Raw genomic sequence first — 18,273 nt, forward strand, 5'->3', positions numbered from 1 at the left:
AATGTCAATAAATAAGTATAAAGGATATAGCTTAAGAAACCGGGTGTTTTTCGGTTTCTTGCTGGTATGTTTTTTAAGTGTCGTTGCTACATCACTTGTTCCTTACTTTGTATTGAGAAATCATTCTTTACAGCAGAGTAATATTGATATGCAGGATAAAACCAATGCTGTAATGCGATATCTGGATTATGCAGTAAGCCAGACTCTTATAGAGACAAAAGATCTTCCGGAAGTTTTAGGGAATAAGATCTTTGAAATAGCGGATATCAACCAGCATGACATTTTTATTTATGATCTGAAAGGAAACTATTTGCTTTCCAATAAAGATGAAGGATTAGTTGAGCAGAAAACAATTCCTATAGAAATCATCAATAAGATTCTGTCTACTGACGCAAGAGTAGATATGGTGAATTATGATGCTGCTAAGGATGCTAAGCTTACTTCTTCTTATCTTTTATTGAAAAACAATGAACTTGAACCTATCGGAATTGTTTATATCCCTTTATATCACAATGAATCTGCTTACCTTGAGGTTCTTCATCAATATGTAAAATATATTCTTTTAGTCGATATATTCCTTATTCTTTTTAGTATATGGATCAGCTGGGTTACTTCTAATAGTCTGGCGAAAACCATTACGAAATTCTCTGATATGATTACCCGTATTACTTTGTTTGAAAATGAAATGCGTCCTATCAGATACTATAAAAATGATGAGCTTAATGCTCTGGCAAGAGCCTATAACAGAATGATTCTACAGATTCAGGATCAGAAAGAAAGGCTTAGGTTTAAAGCATCTGAAGAAGCGTGGAGAGAAATGGCCAAGCAGGTGGCTCATGAGGTGAAAAATCCGCTGACTCCTATGAAGCTGACCATTCAGAATTTTGAAAGAAAATTTGATCCTGAAGATCCTAATATCAGAGAAAGAGTAAAGCAAATGAGTAAAACTATTGTCGACCAGATTGATCTGATTGCTACAGTAGCCTCAGCATTCTCAGAATTTGCCAAACTTCCTGAAAAAAATAATGAAGTGATCAATCTGAATACAGAAGTTGAAGATATTCTCCGCGTATTCAATGATGATAGTATTTTCATGCATGCCAACAAGACGAATATAATGATCAATATGGATAGAATTTATCTTTCCAGAATCATTACAAACCTTGTGACCAATGCAAAGCAGGCGGAAAGTGACCAGAGAAAACTCATTATCAATGTGGATGTGGAGCAGCATCAAAGAAGAGTGATTATCTCTGTTCAGGATAATGGAGTCGGGATTCCTGAAAATATGTACGAAAGAATTTTTGAACCGAATTTTACTTCTAAAAGTAGTGGAATGGGGCTTGGTTTGTCCATGGTGAGAAAAATGATTGAGGATTATAAAGGTGAGATCTCTGTGAAATCAGAAGTAGGGAAGGGATCTACATTCATTATTACACTGCCTACTAATTTATAGTGAAACCCTTTACATTTAAACAATTTGAAATTCAGCAGTCTAAAGACGTCTTTCGTGTAGGAACAGACGGTGTTCTGCTTGGGGCTTTGGCTGATATTGAACATGCTTCCAGTGTTTTGGAAGTCGGAACAGGTACGGGATTAATTTCTCTTATGCTGGCACAAAGAAATCCACAGGCTGGATTTTTAGGGCTGGATATTAATGAGGATGCTGTAAGGCTTACTCAGCTCAATTTTGAAAATTCTCCTTTTCGTGCAAGGCTGAAAAATTGCCATCAGGATTTTAAAACTTTTGAAACCGAAGATTGTTTTGATCTTATTGTATCCAATCCTCCTTACTTCGAAGAATCTGGGTCTGAAAAAGATAAGATTGCGCGCCAGACTGTAGAATTAAACTTCAGACAGTTAATTAGTAAGGCGGCAGAATTATTGTCCGAAAACGGAATGTTTTCTGTGATCATACCTGTGGAAGCGGGAGACGTTTTTATTTCCATCGGTAAAGAAAATAATCTTTATCTGAACAGAAAAGTGAATATCAAAGGAATTGAAAATTCAAAGGCAAAAAGATTGATTCTGGAGTTTTCTTTACAAGAAAAGGAAATCAACGAATCTGATTTTATTATAGAAAAAAGTCCGAGACAATACTCGGACCAATATCTTGAACTCACCAAAGAGTTTCATGTTTTTAAGTAAAGAAGTTAGAAATTAGATTTTAGAACTTAGTTATTTCTGAGCTTCTTATTTTTTTATTCTTATTCAAATAATTCTGAAGTATCCAATACAGAAACTTTTCCGTCTTCACATCTGATGGCTTCACCAGGGAAGTTCTGAATCATGTGATAATCGTGTGTTGCCATTACTACTGCAGCGCCATTTTCAAGGGCAACCTGCTTTAATAGCGTCATAATTTCGTTGGAAGTCTCAGGGTCAAGGTTTCCTGTCGGCTCATCCGCTAAGATAAGATCCGGGTGGTTAAGAAGGGCTCTTGCGATGGCAATACGCTGCTGTTCTCCTCCGGAAAGTTCGTGAGGCATTTTGTGCTTCTTGCTCTTCATGTTCACGCTTCCTAAAACCTCATTGATACGGTCTTCTATTTTTACTTTGTCATTCCATCCTGTTGCTTCAAGAACGAACTTCAGGTTTTTCTCAACCGTTCTGTCAGAAAGTAACTGGAAATCCTGGAATACGATACCTAGTTTCCTTCTTAAGTTAGGAATATCGGATGGCTTTAGTTTTGCCAGATCAAATCCTACAACAGCTCCGTGTCCTGATGCTAATGGGATGTGTCCGTAAAGCGTTTTCAGTAGGGAACTTTTTCCGGAACCTGTTTTTCCGATAAGGTAGCAGAATCTACCTTTCTTTATATTAAGATTTACATCAGAAAGTACAGTGAAGTTTTTTTGTGCAATCTTTGCGTTTTGTAAACTTATAATATTGTCTCCGGCGATATTTGTATGTGGCATAATTAAATTTTAAAGGCTGTTTTCTAACAAAAAAATTTCAATCTTTAAAAATAGAAAAAAGAAGTCTATTTGACTCTAATTTTAGTAAATTTTAACAACAAAAAATGCCTGAAAAGGAACTTCTCAAGCATGTTTTGTATATGATAATTAGAAATTATCTCTTAGCGCGTGCAGCACTTACAGTTAATCTCTTTCTGCCTTTAGCTCTTCTCGCAGCCAAAACTCTTCTTCCATTTGGCGTAGACATTCTTTCTCTGAAACCGTGTTTGTTTCTTCTCTTTCTTTCTGATGGCTGGAATGTTCTTTTACTCATTACTATATGTTTAAATCGTAATTAATCTATTAATTTTCAGGTTGCAAAGATATATAAAAAAATATAAGTTACAAACTTTAATTGTCTTTTTTTAAAATTAAATGTAATGTTTTTCAGTCAGGCATTTATAAACCCTCATGGGAAAACCATTTTCGGGTGCAAAAATAATATTTAAATGATTTATATAAAAGCTCTATCTTTGAAAACTTTAATTTTAACGAAAAATAAACACCAGATGTTTACACCAGCAGAACTTTTAGATATCAATACATTACTTACCCAGGATAGCAGAATAGTGATCCTTACCCATTATAACCCGGATGGAGATGCTATTGGTTCAAGCTTGGGATTAAAACATTATCTGAAAGCAAAAGGAATTCATGCAGAGGTTATCGTGCCTAATGATTTTCCGAAATTTCTGAAATGGATGCCGGAATCTAAAAAAGTTATTATTGCAGAATATAAAAGAAAACTGGCTTCGGATATGATTGCGGGAGCAGATGTTATTTTCTGCCTGGATTTTAATTCTCCGTCAAGAATCGGATTATTGGGAGACTGGCTGGTAAAAGCTCCGGGGAAGAAAATTCTTATCGATCATCACCAACAGCCGGAACAATTTGATTTTGTGTATTCCGATACAGTCATTCCTGCCACTTCACAGATGATTTATCATTTCATTGAAGCAATGAATGATGAAAAACTGGTGAATCAGGATATGGCAGAATGTCTTTATACTGGAATTATGACTGATACAGGTGGTTTCCGTTTTCGTTCTACCAGTGCCACTACTCACCGTATTATTGCTAATCTTATTGAACACGGTGCAGATCCTGCCATGATCACCTCCAATACATGGGACACGAACACGGTTTCCCGTCTGCATTTGCTTGCTTTGGTTCTTGGAAGAATAGAAGTAGTGAATGATGGAACAGTAGCGGTTTTAAGCCTTACCAGAAATGAACTTAAGGAATTTGGTTTCCAGAAAGGAGATACAGAAGGTTTTGTAAACTATGGTTTAAGCATTGCTGGTGTAAAAATGTCAGCATTCTTTATGGAAGATTTGTACGAAGACTTCGTTAAAATTTCTTTCAGAAGTAAAGACGATGTGGACGTGAATCAATTCTCAAGAAAATATTTCAACGGTGGTGGGCACATTAATGCAGCCGGAGGGAAATCTTTAGATTCTTTAGCCGGAACAATAGTGAACTTTAAAGAGAAAGTAAAAGAAGAAGGTTTGTAGGAGAAGAACGGGAATGTCTTTAAAATTCCTAAATACTTTTACGAAACCCTTTTTCTTCAAGTTCCTGGCAGGTATAATCGTACACCTGCTGAAACATTTCATCCATGTATCTTTTGTTGAAAAGACTGTATTTCGTCATTTTGGGTGGATCCAAAAAGATATTGCAGTATTTTGCTTTAGAATACACAGATTTGGCAATCGCTAAGTGGAGAATTCTGTCGAATTCCTTCATCAGACTCATTTTGTTTAATTCATCATAGCTAATGGAGTTGACATGAGAGGCGATCAGAAAATTACATTTATCCATGATGGGTTCAATAGGGAGATTATCCAGAACGCCACCATCCACATAAATTTTCTCACCAATTCTTACCGGAGGGAGAATAAAAGGAACGCTTGAGGAAGCCAGTAATGGTCCAAAAAGCTCTCCTTCAGAAAAGAAGTCTACGATGCCATGCGTCATTTCAGTAGCAGCCACATACATCGGAATTCCTAAAATACTGAAATTGTCTTCCGGGAAATAATCTTTGAACAGTTTTAAAATAAAATTGGAACTGAAAATTCCGTTTTTGGATAATTTTAAAGATGATCTTGAGAAAAAAGAAGTCTGTCTTACAATTTCCATCATCTCGTCAGGTGTTTTTCCAAAAGAATAAAAAGCACCAATGATGGAGCCCGCACTGGTTCCTGAGATAATATGTGGTTTCAGATTGTATTCTTCCAGCGCTTTCAGTACGGCAATATGAGCAATCCCACGCATTCCTCCGCCTGAAAGTGTAAGTCCGATAACCGGTGGTGCCGGTGGTTTCTTTTTTTTGAATGAAAATAAAGCCATTACCAAAATTATCCTCTACTAATATACAGGATTTTTTGTTATGCGCAGCTTAATTTGTCATGTTACCTGTTTTATAAAACCAGTTTTTTAGGAAGATTGTGAAGAAGTTCTGTATTGATGATTTCTGCGCAGATTCCTGGCTTTTCCCAGTGACCGTTGTGGCCGCAGTCCAGGATATAAGATTTAATATTCGTTCTGTCCGGAAGATGTTTGATCATCATATCGGTTTTTACAGCATTGTCATGTTTACCGGCCAATATTAATATTTTAGCTTCCAGATTTTCCAGAACATGCTTTTTGTCTGTTCTTTCTACCATACCCTTCACAGAGGCAAGAGCCCCTAAATTGTTGGTGGAAAGGGCTGTTTCAAGAGCTGTTTCAATTTTTCCTTCCAGAATGTCTCTTTCATTCGGATTGAATAAATTAGGTACTCCCGCTCTTGCATAATGGGCAAATGCATCTTTGATGATTCTATAGCTTTTGATACGTTGTTGTTTTTTCTCTTCATCATCCGGAAAGTAGGTAGAGAAAAATAACGTTAAAGTTTTTAAAGAACGGGGATATTTTTCAGCAAAGGCAAGTGAAGTATAGCCTCCCATGGAATGTCCCAGAAGGTGAACTTTTTCTAAATTCTGATGGTCTAAAACTTTTTTTACTTCCTCAGCCATCAGTTCCATGGTGTGAACTTCAGCCAGAATTTCAGACTGTCCGTGGCCGGGAAGGTCAATTTTGAGTAGTGAAAAATCTTTGGAAAGATGATGCTCCATATCGCTCCAGATGGATAGGTTTTCCATAAATCCGTGAAGAAGTACTAAAGTTTCTTTTCCGTTTCCTTTTCTTTCAAAGTTCAGCATGATTCCAAAATTTAGAAGGTTAAAAATAATACAGCAGTTTGCATGCTGCAGATCTGTTTCTCCTTTCAAATTTAGTCAAAAAAAGAGCATTTAAAAAATGCCCTTGTCTTTTATTGAGTTAATTCCTTGTAAATCTTTGTTTCCCAAGGCTTGATGTCTGTTACGCCATATCGTTCCTTTTTAGAAATAGCAAGGTTATCCAGCATATCTACAAAATTTTTGTAATTGGCTTCATCTGTAGGTTTTACAATGACTGTGAATTTCTCAGGTGCCGGAGCTTTTTTATAGGCTTCAGCAATGATTTTTGAAATTTTTATTCCACTGAAATCAGTCTCCTTAAGGTTTCCTGTATTTAAATCTTTAGCATTGCTTTGATGATAAAATACACGGTTGTCTTTTCCAAGGATAAAGGTAATCTGGTTTTGGTCTCCAATCACCGGAGTGTTGATAGGATTGGGATTTGGGTCTTTCGCTGGTAATCCTAAATCCATTACGTTAGGTTTTGTAAAATTAGTGGTGAACATAAAGAAGGTGATGAGTAAGAATCCCAGATCTACCATAGGAGTCATGTCCACGCGGATCATTTTTTTCTTTTGCTTTCCGCCTTGTTTCTCTTGTGCAATTACTTCTGCCATGATTAAAAATTTTTAAATGTTAAACGGTGTTTTTTTTGAAAAATTCTTACAACAAGCGTGCCTTGTTTGTGGAATAATCAATAGATTCATGAATCTATTGATTGTTTTTGTAATTAATTTTTAAATGCTTCCATTTCTTTTATTTTTTTAGAAAATGAAAGAAATGACTTTATTGTTTGGGCAATGAACCTGATGAACTGAAGAGGTAAACAAAAACACTCACGCAGTAATGGGTGAGTGTTTTAAGCAGAAAAAATAATCTATTGACGTTATTTCTCCCGAATGATGAAAGTATTGGTCAATAAATTATCTGCTGACTGTTATTTTCTTTGATAGAATGATTTCCTCTTTGCTTTTTATCTGTACAATATAAATTCCTTCAGAGAATGCAGAAGTATTGATTTTTATTTTTTTCTCATGATTCTTTTGTGAGAAAATTTTTCTTCCCGACATATCGGTAATATCAATATTGCTTTCCTGAGGTAAGTTATCTGCATAAAAGAAATCTTTTGCCGGGTTAGGGTAGAGGTTAGGTGGATTCATTTTCTGACTTTCGGAGATGCTTAGTTGTTCCGGGCTTAGCTTTACGATCCACCCGTCAATATTGCCGTGGTTCTCTGAAACATCTCCATTGATGGAACTGGAATACCCAATGATAATGAACCCGCCATCTACGGTCTTCCGGATAGTCTCCGCATTCTCATTGCCGGTTCCGCCTAAAGATTTTTGCCATTGAAGCGTTCCTGTGTTATCTGTTTTTATAATCCATGCATCAGTATTTCCATGATTTCCCAGCACATCACCATTGTTAGAATTGGAAAGCCCTGCAATTATATATCCTCCATCAGCTGTTTGTTGAATAGATTTTGCACCATCACTTTTATTGCCTCCAAAAAATTTTTGCCATTGTACATCTCCATTACTGGCTAGTTTTATGATGCCATAATCAGAATTTAAAGGATAAGGATAAATAGACCTTTCATATATTCCGGCAACAATATAGCCCCCATCAAAAGTCTGTTGAATAGAATTGGCAGTATCAAAGCCTGTTCCACCTAAGGACTTCTGCCATTGTAAATTCCCGTATGAATCCAGTTTTATAATCCAATAATCTGATCCTCCATAAATTTGTGTAACATCTCCGTCAGCAATATTTCCCGTGGCGGCGCCAATAATATATCCATTGTCAGAAGTTTGCTGGATAGATTGAACTTGTTCCACTGAACTGCTGCCTAAGGATTTTTGCCATTGTACATTTCCTGCGGAATTTGTCTTAATGATCCAGATATCCGCACCTCCATGGTTTCCCAGTACGTCACCATCATTAGAATAGCTTGTTCCGGCAATAATGTATCCTTCGTCAGAAGTTTGCAAAATATCTTTTGCAATATCGCGATCGCTTCCGCCCATCGATTTTTGCCATTCTATATCCCCAGTTGAATCTAATTTTACAATCCAATAATCTTCAAAACCATTGTTGCTCGTAAGGTTGCCATCTGCAGAAGTTGATCCTCCGGCAAGAATATATCCTCCATCGGAAGTTTCCCGTATAGAATGGAATAATTCTGCCTGGCTGCCTCCTAATAATTTTTGCCATTGTATATTTCCGTTGAAATCAAATTTAATAATCCAGGCGTCCCTGCTGCCAAAATTCTGTGTAAGATCTCCGTTGTTGGAAAAGGTAGAACCCGAGACAATATATCCGCCATCAGAAGTTGGTTCTACAAAGTGAAACAGATCTACATTACTTCCACCCATCGATTTTTGCCATTGAATGGAAGGAGCAGTCTGAGCGTATAGAATTGAAGTTATAAATAATAGTAGAATAAACGATAAGTTTCTCATATTTTTGATGGGTATTAGTTTATTCTAATGTAATTAATTTTATTCAATTCGCTAAAAATAATCTATGATGTTATTTCTCCCGAATGATTAAAGTATTAGTCAATAAATTATCTACTGACTGTTATTTTCTTTGAGAGAATGATTTCCTCTTTGCTTTTTATCTGTACAATATAGATTCCTTCAGAAAATGCAGAAGTATTGATTTTTATTTTTTTCTCATGATACTTTTCTGAGAATATTTTCCTTCCCGACATATCGGTAATATGAATGTTGCTTTCCTGAGGTAAGTTATCTGCATAAAAGAAATCTTTTGCCGGGTTAGGGTAGAGGTTAGGCTTACTGATCTGCTGACTTTCTGATACTCCTAATTGTTCCTGACTTAACTTAACTACCCAGGCATCAAGTAAACCATGATTTCCTGTAACATCTCCGTCTATAGATCCTGTATTTCCTGAAATAATATAACCATTATCATCAGTTAGCTCTACAGCGGTTAAGTTTTCATAATTACTCCCTCCCAGAGTCTTTTCCCATTTCATATTTCCGTTACTGTCCATTTTTATAATCCAGCAATCATTATTTCCATGATTTCCTGTTACCTGTCCGTTATTGGAAGCAGTCCAGCCTGCAAAAATATAATCCCATTCGCTTGTCTGCCGGATTGCTATACCATTATCATGAGCACTTCCTCCAAAATATTTATCCCACTGAGGAACCCCATTACTATTTAATTTTACCACCCAATAATCAGGAAGTCCGTTTTCAGAATGTAAGGGATTAAAAGAAGTTCCCGCAACAATATATCCGCCATCAAAAGTCTGCTGTACAGAAGAAGCCATATTATTACTATTATTTCCTAATGTTTTTTGCCACTGCATATTTCCTGCGTAGTTCAGTTTTACTACCCAAAAGTCGTAACCGCCATTGTTTCCGGTAACATGGCCGTTATTGGAAGTTGTAGATCCCGCAATAATATATCCACCATCAAACGTTTGCTGTACAGAAGAGGCTTGGTCGCTGCCGCTTCCCCCTAATGATTTTTGCCATTCTATATTTCCGCTATTGTCTAATTTTACAACCCAGTAATCCTGTCCTCCCTGATTTCCGCTCACATCTCCATCATTAGAGCTTGACCAGCCGACAGCAATATATCCACCTTCAACGGTCTGTTGAATAGACAGAGCCTGATCGAGATTACTCCCACCTAAAGACTTCTGCCATTGTATATTTCCATTAGAATCTATTTTTACAATCCAGAAGTCATAGTTTCCATGATACCCGGTAATATCTCCATCATTTGAGTTGGATGATCCGGCAACAATATATCCTCCGTCTATAGTCTGACGGATAGATTGTGCAGTATCCAGATTACTTCCCCCTAAAGATTTTTGCCATACTATATTTCCGGCCGAATCAAGTTTTATGACCCAATAATCACCTTGTCCGTGGTGGCCGCTCACATCTCCATCATTGGACATAGAGTTTCCTGCTACAATATAACCTCCGTCAGAGGTTTGCTGGATTGCATTGGCGGATTCGCTCTGAGTACCTCCCAATGCTTTTTGCCATTCTATGGAAGGAGCAGTCTGTGCTGTGATTATTGAAAAAGTAAAAAATAAAAAAGTAGTTGTTAAATATCTCATATGTATTTGAATAAGTGATGGTTATTCAAATGTAATTAATTTTACACTACGTTTGGTGTTTTGTTGTTTATTTAATTCATGAAAACAAAAAACTCACACGATAAAGTGTGAGTTTTTGAATGATATGTGAATAATTTATTTATTCTTTTTGTAGAAATTTACCCCGCATTCAAGGAATTTTTTGAAATCCTCTTTCGGCATATATCCTGAAACAGGAGTATTTATTACTTTTCCGTCCGGAGTGATTAAAACATAGTGAGGTTGAGAGTTATTATTGAAGTTCACCTGTTGGAATAAACTCCATCTGTCCCCAATTGTTTTTACCTTCTTGATCTGTCCGTCTCCAAGGTCAATTTTGGTTTTCTGATCTTCAGGAAGTTCTTCCTTATCATCTACATATAGAGAAGCTAATACAACATCATTCTGTAAGATTGGCAAGATGTCTGGTTCGCTCCATACAAATTCCTCCATTTTTCTACAGTTTTCACATCCGTATCCTGTGAAGTCAATCAGGATTGGCTTGTCTTCTTTTTTAGCCAGTTCTATAGCTTTGAAGAAGTCGTGTTCCGGATGCATTCCTAAAATTCCGTCTTTTTCATCATGGAAATAGCTTACGTTCAATGGAGGTAAAATCCCACTTAATAATTGAAGTTTCGGACGGTCAGATGGGATTAAACCCTGAACCAGATAGATCACAAAACCAATTCCCAATACCCCTAATATTTTTCTGGTGATAGAAATTTTAGGTTTCTTATCATCATGAGGGAATCTGATCAATCCTAATAAATAGATTGCTAATCCTAATGCGATAATAATCCAGATCGCAATGAAAAGTTCCCTTTTTAAGAAGAAGGTTTTAGAAACGAGATCTGCTTTAGACAAGAATTTTAACGCTAATGCCAGTTCTACGAAACCTAATACCACTTTTACGGTATTCATCCATCCTCCTGATTTCGGAAGACTTTGTAATGCCTGCGGGAACAATGCCAACAATCCAAAAATAATCGCCCATGCCAGTCCGAATCCTGCCAACGCAAAGGTCAACAGCATTGGAACATTGGATGAACCTGTTACTGCACTTCCCAGTAAACTTCCTAAAATAGGACCTGTACATGAGAAAGAAACAATCACCAAGGTTAATGCCATAAAGAAAATACCGATAATTCCTCCTGCCTCTTCCGCTTTAGAAGATTTGTTGGCAATAGAACTTGGTAGAGTGATATCATAATACCCGAAGAAACTTCCGGCAAAGAAGATGAATATGATAAAGAAAGCAATATTCAACCATACGCTTGTAGAAATCTCGTTGAAGATATTTCCGGCGATTCCATCAATAATATGGAAAGGAATACTCAATAAAACGAAGATAAGAAGAATGAAAAACCCATAAATAAGCGCATCTCTTTTTCCTTTTGCTTTGTCTTTACTTCCTTTTGTAAAGAATGAAACCGTTAGTGGAATCATCGGGAAAACGCATGGCGTAAGCAAAGCAATTAATCCTCCGATAAATCCTAAGAATAGATACGTCCAGTAGTTTTCATCCACTTTGGTAGACGCTGTACCGCAATCCGTCAATGGTTTTTTGAAATCAATACTTTCAATTTTCAGCTGCTTAGGATCCAGTTTTGAAGTTTCTGTAATCGTAGCTTCTGTTTTTGCAGGATTTTCAGTAACCGTCTCAGTTATTTTTACAGAATCTTTTGCAGGACCTGTAGTTTCTTCGGTTGCAGCCTCTTCCGTTGCTCCTTTTGGCGTAACTTTTTGGTTGAATTCTAATGTGTTGGGAGCCAGACAAACTCTGTCATCACAGGTCTGATAGGTAATCTCAGAAGCGACATCTGCGGGTTTTGTAGGATCTTTTAATTTAAATTTTTGCTTAAATCCAGCAGAATTGGAGTAGAAAACAATTGTTCCTCCAAACGCTTCAGAAAATTCTTCATGTTTTTTACCTACTTCGGTAAATTTTCCGATCAACTCAATATTTTTTCCTGTCACTTTATACTCGGTCGGAATACCGGTGTCTTCCGGTAAGTCTTTCGAGTAAATATGCCATCCGTTTTCCATGGTAGCATTCAATACCGCTTCGTATTGATTGTTCCCCAAATCGTTGATGGTGAATTTAAACTTTACAGGATTTTTTATCTGCGCATTAATTCCTGTCGCTAAAAATAGTAGAATTAATAAAAACCAATTTCTAAATTTCATTGTTCATTTCATTAAAGTTTTGAGACTCCATTTCGTTTTCTCATTCTTTGCAAATCTTCTGTCTTACCTGAAAGGAAGGCTGTCAAATACAGCATTATTCCTAATGAGTCTGTGTCCAGATTTTTTGCCTCGCTAAAATAGATAATTTTTTGTCCCTAAAAAATTTAGAAACTTTCTTTTTTTAAGCCTGATCCCTAAAATATTTTGTCTTATGCCCTAATCGCAATAGAAGTGTTACTTATTTTATCATTCAAAATGATTATAGATTTTTTCAATTTTGCCAACTTGGTATGATGATGAGTATCTTTTCCAGGCAGAAATCTCTGAGAAAATCAATTCAGATTTTTTAAAATGTCTTCTACGGATGCTCTGTTTTTATAGTCCGGATCAAAATGTCTCCATGTAATTTCTTTCCCCTCATTCAGGATGAAAGTTGCGGACACAGGAAGCCTCCCTGAATGATCTGATCTGCTGTTGGCAAAATCTTCCTTTAATTTTGAGTTGTAGAAATTAAGTGTTTCACTGTCTGGAGTGTACAGGACATCAAATGCTTCTGCAATTTTATATCCTTCATCATATAAAACTGTATAATCTGTCTTTGTTTTGCTGATCGTCTTTTCTATAAACTCCGGTTTTTCTGGAGAAATAATGACAAGTCTTGCGTTTTTCGATTTCAGCTCCGGAGCCAGATTTTGTAATGTTTCAATATATTTGTTACAATAAGGGCACCATTGCCCACGAATAAAAACAATTACCAGTTTTTTGTTTTCCTTTGATGATGAAAATGTATTTCCTAAATGATCTTTTGCATTGAAATTATCAATTTTATCACCTATCATTTTTCCTTTTACCTGATCTAAAGTTTTGCCGGATTGAGACATCTTTTTTTTCAGGACAGATGCTCCAACTTCCAAAAACTGTTCAGGATTATAGTATCCGAAATCATATTGAACCAGTTTTCCTTTTGAATCCAGAAATAAAAAGGAAGGATAGTTTACCACTTTAAATTCTTTAGCAAGGTTTAGCCCTTCTTTTTCTGCATCTATGGCAAGGTTTACAAAATTTTTGTTGAACATATCTCCGATTCTGGCATCAGTGAAAGTGTTTTTTGCCATGAGCTTGCAAGGTCCGCACCATGTGGTGAACAGATCAATGAAGATCAGTTTATTCTCTTTTGCTGCGATTTTTTTCGCGGCTTCCAAATCAATTTTTTGAAAATTGATGCCTGCGCTTTGTGCGTTAAATGAAATTCCTACTAGTATAAGAAGGCTCAATACGATTTTTCTGAACATATATTTCTTTTCTTATTATGTTCCCTGATCAAGAATAAAATCACCCATACATTAAAATATTTTATTTAATTGTTTGATTTTCAGGTAGAAAAAATACTATTGTTTTTAATCTTCTTGATCTGTTCTACACATTTATATTTTTGGTTCTGAGCATTATGTTTGCTGGAATATTGGTATTTATCCTGAATTTCCTCTATACTTTTATTTTCAATAAAAATGTCATGGATAAGATTCTGACAATGTGAAGAGATTGATTTGATATAACCAACCAATTTTTCCCAGTAATACCTTTCATTTTCAATTGCAGTACTTATTTCCTCCTGATGTTCCATGAAATAGTTTTCAGGAGACTCTACATAAAAGTTTCTGTTTTTTAGTTTTTTAAACCATAGATTTTTTACAATTCCGATAATATAATTTCCCAGACAGGTTTGAACTTTGAAGTCATCGGCATTGAGTTTTTCGTAAAGAATGAGTAATGCATCCTGGAAAATATCTTCTGCATCTTCCAGATTACCTTTATTGTTCAGAATAAATTTCTGAGTATAACCAAAATACTGTTGGTATAAAATTCCAAAAGCTATATTGCTGTCTTTCTTAAAATCATCAACAGCTAACGAATTAGTTGTTCTTCTGTCCACGTTACAGTTATCTTTTTTTGAGTAGTTCTGTCTGCCTGATACCTGCGATCCTGTCTGAGAGGGATGACACCTAAAATATGGTTTCCGGAGTCACACAATAACCAGGTCTTTTCCTTGATCAAAGCAGATAATTTTTCGTCCCTAAAAAATTTAGAAACCTTTTTTTTTCCTGAAAACCCTGTAGGATAAAATTCATCTCCATCCTGTTGTTTTCTCAAAAAGAGAGGGAATTGAAGCTTTTCAGCATCGAAGTTCCATTCAAATCCTTTATTGATCTCAACAATGTTTTCAATATCATCTACGAGGTTGATGCTGATCTGGTTTTCGGAAAAATCAAATTTTTTGATCAGTACTATTTCTTCAGGAGTTCCCTTTTCTTTCCTTTTATCAATAAAAATAAGTTCATCACGGTTGACAATCAACTGATATTCTTTTGAAAAGAAAGAACTGTTGTTTTCTGCTTTAAAAATTTTCGGGATTTCTTCTTCCTGATTGAATCCGTATTTTTTTAAGATTTCAAATTTCACGAAATCACTTTCCTGATCCAGCTTTTCCTTTGATAAGATTTTATAGTTTTGGTTAAATATTGTAAGATTATTTTCTCTCTCCTGAATCTGTTTCTGAACAAAATCCTTAGTCTGATTAAGGTACAAAGAACTTTTTCTGAAGTTTTCCAGAAAATGATCGTTGGTTTCCATCAGCATCGGAACAATCTCATTCCTGATCTTATTCCTCAGATAATCACTTTTTTTATTAGAAAGATCTTCCCGGAATTCAATAGCATTCTGCTCAGCAAACTGGTAAATGTCTTTTTTTGAAACATTTAAAAGGGGACGAAGGATATTGTTATCATTCGATGGAATTCCACTCAATCCATTAATGCCGGCAGCTTTGGATAGATTAATGATGAAAGTTTCCAACTGATCATTAAGGTGATGGGCGGTAACGAGAAATTCCAGATCTTCTTTTTCCTGAATTTCTTTAAAAAAAGCATATCGAAGCTCTCTTGCCCAAAGCTGTATTGAATTTTCAGGTTTTCTATCTTTTTCCGAAACTTCATACAAATGAAATTTTATATGATTTTTCTCACAAAAATCCTGCACTGTTTTCTGATCCAGATCCGAATCATTACTACGAAGTTTATAATTGATATGAGCTACCTGAAACCGGAATGTTGAACCTTGAATTTCAAGACCTAAATCCCTGAACAAAGAGGCCAGAACCATAGAATCTGCACCTCCGCTCACAGCCAGAAGATAAGTGTGATTTTCCGCTTCGTGAACGAGACTTTTTAATTGATTGATAAAGGTTAATTTATTCAACATAGATGTTGAGAATTTCTTTTATGCAAAGATAACCGATATAATTCAATTGAATTTTCCTAACTTTGAGTAGTCTAAAAATGATTATTTATGAAGATTTTAAAAGTTTTAGCAGTTTCTGCAATGGCGCTGGGGATGACATCTTGTGTCAGCAAAAAGCAGTATGATGCTTTGAGCACAAACTATAAGCAGTGTATTGAAAATATTGGAGAAAGACAGAGAGAAATTCAGGATTTGAAATCTCAGAACTCTGCATTGGCGGGTGAAAACAACTTGTTGAAAAGCCAGCACGATGCATTAAAATCATCACTTGATGCATGTCTGTCCAATACAGGAAAAAGCTCTGCTAACATTGATAAACTGGTAGGAGAAATCAATGCTTCCAATTCTTATATCAAGCAATTAATCTCCAGTAATGCTAAAAATGACAGTTTGAATCTGGCATTGTCTAATAAACTGAAGAGATCATTGGATAATGTATCAGATGAAGATGTACAGGTGAAAGTATTGAAAGGAGTTGTAATGATCTCACTTTCTGATAAAATGTTATACAAAACAGGAGATTACAACATCTTGCCTGCAGCTCAGGAAGTGTTAGGTAAAGTAGCAAAAGTAATCAACGATTACGACAAATACTCAGTATTAATTGAAGGTAACACCGATAATGCTCCGTTAAACTCTCCAAATCTTCCTAGAGACAACTGGGATCTTTCTGCATTAAGAGGTACTTCAGTTGCTAAAGTTCTTCAGACTCAGTTTGGAGTTGATCCGGCAAGAATTACAGCTGGTGGACGTTCTGAATATAACCCGAAAGCGACTAACATGAGCGTTTCAGGTAGAGGAGAAAACAGAAGAACGGAAATCATCATTATGCCTAAACTTGATGAGTTTATGAAACTGATGGATATCGCTCCTAAGAAATAATGACTAAACCCCATATCAAAAAAAATCCCGAAGCAATTCGGGATTTTTTTATGAGCCAACCTGTTTGGGAATATAATCTGCCGATATTTTTTTCTTTGAAGACGATACTGTTTTTTTAGCGGGTTGTTCAAAATAAAAATTGGTGATATTCCATACGATCATAATGGCTGAAAAATAATATAAATTGAGTACAAGCGCAATTCCTATATGCATGGAAATTGTGAGAAAAAGCCATATTTTTTGTGTGGGTTTGTACCAGATAAAAATAGGGTAACACATCTCAATAAGAATGGTACTCCATCCAATCAAGCTCAGAATATAAGAATGTTCTATCAGCCAGCTGAAATCAATATTCAGGTCTCTGTTGGAGTAAGGCAGATGAATGGCTTTCCAGATAGATTCACCATTCCACCAGTTGAACCCTAAAGCTTTGTCAAGCCCGGAAAAAAAGTAAGCAATAGAGATATGAATCTGGAATAATCTTTTGACTGGAGCAATATTACTATACTCAGGTTTTCTGCTGCAAATAAAATTTCTCAATGAAAAATGCTGGTCAACAGGAAAAAGAATCAGATAGAATAAAGACATGCTTGTGAAAAAATCTGCACCATAGGCAAAAAAAGAACTTCCCTTAAGCAGGGCTATCTGCAGTATAAGTAAAAGCAATGCAGAAATTCTTGAATAAAATCCGATGATGATCAAAATACAGAATGTGATAAATGATACCTTGGTTATTGCTATTGTTGTACTTTCTTCAATTCCGAAGGTCTGAAAAAAACTTACTATTTTTGAGAAGGTAATCAGCCAGTCTGGTGTAAAAACACTCATAATATCCTGAGGAATAATACTGCTGCTTGAAAATAACTTCTCAAAATCAGGTAGTACTGCAGTAAACTGTAATAGGATAACGATACCTATGGCAATCCGGAAGAAACTTAAGAATTCCGTTTGATTATCTTGTTTGAAAAAGAAATTTTCAATTTTGGTATAGAATGCACTCAGGTTTTTCATCACTTTAGTATTTGAATTCATCAATAAGAATAAGGTTTTCATTCGTTTTTCCCTTTTTGAAATCTGCAATAGTAGGGTAGTTGTACAGATAAAGCCTTGTCGTTATACTGGATGCCAGCGGATTTTCTTTCATCACGTGGGCTGCGATCTGTCTGATAATGATATCCAGATACTGATAATACTTTTTATCATACTTGTTCTTGTCAGAAATTTTATCAAGAAACATGTTAAAAACAGTGGTGTATCTCACTCTGCTTTCTTTGTTCTTAAAATAGGGAAGATTTTTTTGTTCCAGAACTTTTCCATTCTGGTCCTTTAATTCAAAGCTCATGACAAAGTCACTGGCAACATTGGGTGCGTAGAAACCATATCCTGTATCAAAACCTGTATAAGAAGTAAATATATTGACAGGCTTTAACTGGGCAATATTTTCTGAAACGGTATAAACCAGCGGTTTTTTATAGTCTTTGTTTTCATAATAAAAACCATAGTAACCATCAAATGTTCCTTTCATACCAATGGTAAAAACCACCAGCAGAATAATGAAAATTCCGGATAACTGAAGCTTTCTTTTCATGGCAAAAGATTTAAGAAA

At 35.7% G+C, this 18,273-nt stretch carries 17 protein-coding genes; 4 read left to right on the top strand and 13 right to left on the bottom strand.

Annotation, left to right across the window (positions count from 1 at the left end; genetic code table 11):
• Position 1 precedes the first annotated feature (1 nt).
• A complete protein-coding gene (locus REB14_RS04645; protein ID WP_034692985.1) occupies positions 2-1,456 on the top strand; it encodes a sensor histidine kinase in 1,455 nt (484 codons plus the stop codon).
• The gene (locus REB14_RS04650; RefSeq protein WP_079243347.1) at positions 1,456-2,148 is read left to right on the top strand and encodes a tRNA1(Val) (adenine(37)-N6)-methyltransferase; all 693 of its coding nucleotides are present in this window, start codon (positions 1,456-1,458) and stop codon (positions 2,146-2,148) included. Before REB14_RS04645 ends, REB14_RS04650 begins: the two co-directional genes overlap by 1 nt.
• A gap of 59 nt (positions 2,149-2,207) precedes the next feature.
• Here REB14_RS04650 and REB14_RS04655 read toward each other — a convergent pair whose 3' ends face one another.
• Entirely contained in the window at positions 2,208-2,918 is a 711-nt protein-coding gene (locus REB14_RS04655; RefSeq protein ID WP_034692990.1) for a cell division ATP-binding protein FtsE, read from the bottom strand.
• A 154-nt stretch (positions 2,919-3,072) separates the two neighbouring features.
• Entirely contained in the window at positions 3,073-3,231 is a 159-nt protein-coding gene (gene rpmH / locus REB14_RS04660; RefSeq protein ID WP_002976260.1) for a 50S ribosomal protein L34, read from the bottom strand.
• A gap of 235 nt (positions 3,232-3,466) precedes the next feature.
• Here rpmH and REB14_RS04665 point away from each other — a divergent pair, with 235 nt between their 5' ends.
• Positions 3,467-4,471 (top strand): DHH family phosphoesterase, encoded by a 1,005-nt coding sequence (locus tag REB14_RS04665; protein ID WP_034693239.1) that lies wholly within the window; start codon positions 3,467-3,469, stop codon positions 4,469-4,471.
• Positions 4,472-4,499: 28 nt separating this feature from the next.
• Here the strand turns inward: REB14_RS04665 and REB14_RS04670 are convergent, their stop codons facing one another.
• The 9 genes from REB14_RS04670 to tilS all read right to left on the bottom strand — a co-directional run bounded on the left by REB14_RS04670 (position 4,500) and on the right by tilS (position 15,746).
• Entirely contained in the window at positions 4,500-5,306 is an 807-nt protein-coding gene (locus tag REB14_RS04670; RefSeq protein ID WP_079243346.1) for a patatin-like phospholipase family protein, read from the bottom strand.
• A gap of 71 nt (positions 5,307-5,377) precedes the next feature.
• Positions 5,378-6,160, bottom strand: coding sequence for an alpha/beta fold hydrolase (locus REB14_RS04675; protein ID WP_079243994.1), 783 nt, complete (start codon positions 6,158-6,160; stop codon positions 5,378-5,380).
• 110 nt (positions 6,161-6,270) lie between these two features.
• Positions 6,271-6,795, bottom strand: coding sequence for a biopolymer transporter ExbD (locus REB14_RS04680; protein ID WP_309521633.1), 525 nt, complete (start codon positions 6,793-6,795; stop codon positions 6,271-6,273).
• A 306-nt stretch (positions 6,796-7,101) separates the two neighbouring features.
• The gene (locus REB14_RS04685; protein WP_309521634.1) at positions 7,102-8,640 is read right to left on the bottom strand and encodes a T9SS type A sorting domain-containing protein; all 1,539 of its coding nucleotides are present in this window, start codon (positions 8,638-8,640) and stop codon (positions 7,102-7,104) included.
• Between the two features lie 107 nt (positions 8,641-8,747).
• Entirely contained in the window at positions 8,748-10,283 is a 1,536-nt protein-coding gene (locus tag REB14_RS04690) for a T9SS type A sorting domain-containing protein (RefSeq protein ID WP_079243343.1), read from the bottom strand.
• 135 nt (positions 10,284-10,418) lie between these two features.
• A complete protein-coding gene (locus REB14_RS04695; RefSeq protein WP_309521635.1) occupies positions 10,419-12,488 on the bottom strand; it encodes a protein-disulfide reductase DsbD family protein in 2,070 nt (689 codons plus the stop codon).
• Positions 12,489-12,820: 332 nt separating this feature from the next.
• The gene (locus REB14_RS04700; RefSeq protein ID WP_309521636.1) at positions 12,821-13,780 is read right to left on the bottom strand and encodes a redoxin domain-containing protein; all 960 of its coding nucleotides are present in this window, start codon (positions 13,778-13,780) and stop codon (positions 12,821-12,823) included.
• Positions 13,781-13,860: 80 nt separating this feature from the next.
• Entirely contained in the window at positions 13,861-14,421 is a 561-nt protein-coding gene (locus tag REB14_RS04705; RefSeq protein ID WP_309521637.1) for an RNA polymerase sigma factor, read from the bottom strand.
• The gene (gene tilS / locus REB14_RS04710; RefSeq protein ID WP_309521638.1) at positions 14,394-15,746 is read right to left on the bottom strand and encodes a tRNA lysidine(34) synthetase TilS; all 1,353 of its coding nucleotides are present in this window, start codon (positions 15,744-15,746) and stop codon (positions 14,394-14,396) included. Before tilS ends, REB14_RS04705 begins: the two co-directional genes overlap by 28 nt.
• A gap of 87 nt (positions 15,747-15,833) precedes the next feature.
• Between tilS and REB14_RS04715 the strand changes: the two genes are divergently transcribed.
• Positions 15,834-16,667 carry an OmpA family protein gene (locus tag REB14_RS04715; protein ID WP_309521639.1) on the top strand — a complete coding sequence of 278 codons (834 nt, stop codon included), beginning with the start codon at positions 15,834-15,836 and terminating at the stop codon, positions 16,665-16,667.
• 48 nt (positions 16,668-16,715) lie between these two features.
• Here the strand turns inward: REB14_RS04715 and REB14_RS04720 are convergent, their stop codons facing one another.
• Both REB14_RS04720 and REB14_RS04725 read right to left on the bottom strand, forming a co-directional pair.
• Positions 16,716-17,720 (bottom strand): HTTM domain-containing protein, encoded by a 1,005-nt coding sequence (locus REB14_RS04720; RefSeq protein ID WP_309521640.1) that lies wholly within the window; start codon positions 17,718-17,720, stop codon positions 16,716-16,718.
• Positions 17,683-18,255 carry a hypothetical protein gene (locus REB14_RS04725; RefSeq protein ID WP_309521641.1) on the bottom strand — a complete coding sequence of 191 codons (573 nt, stop codon included), beginning with the start codon at positions 18,253-18,255 and terminating at the stop codon, positions 17,683-17,685. Before REB14_RS04725 ends, REB14_RS04720 begins: the two co-directional genes overlap by 38 nt.
• Positions 18,256-18,273 lie beyond the last annotated feature (18 nt).

The organism is Chryseobacterium metallicongregator (assembly GCF_031324065.1).
GTDB lineage: Bacteria > Bacteroidota > Bacteroidia > Flavobacteriales > Weeksellaceae > Chryseobacterium > Chryseobacterium metallicongregator.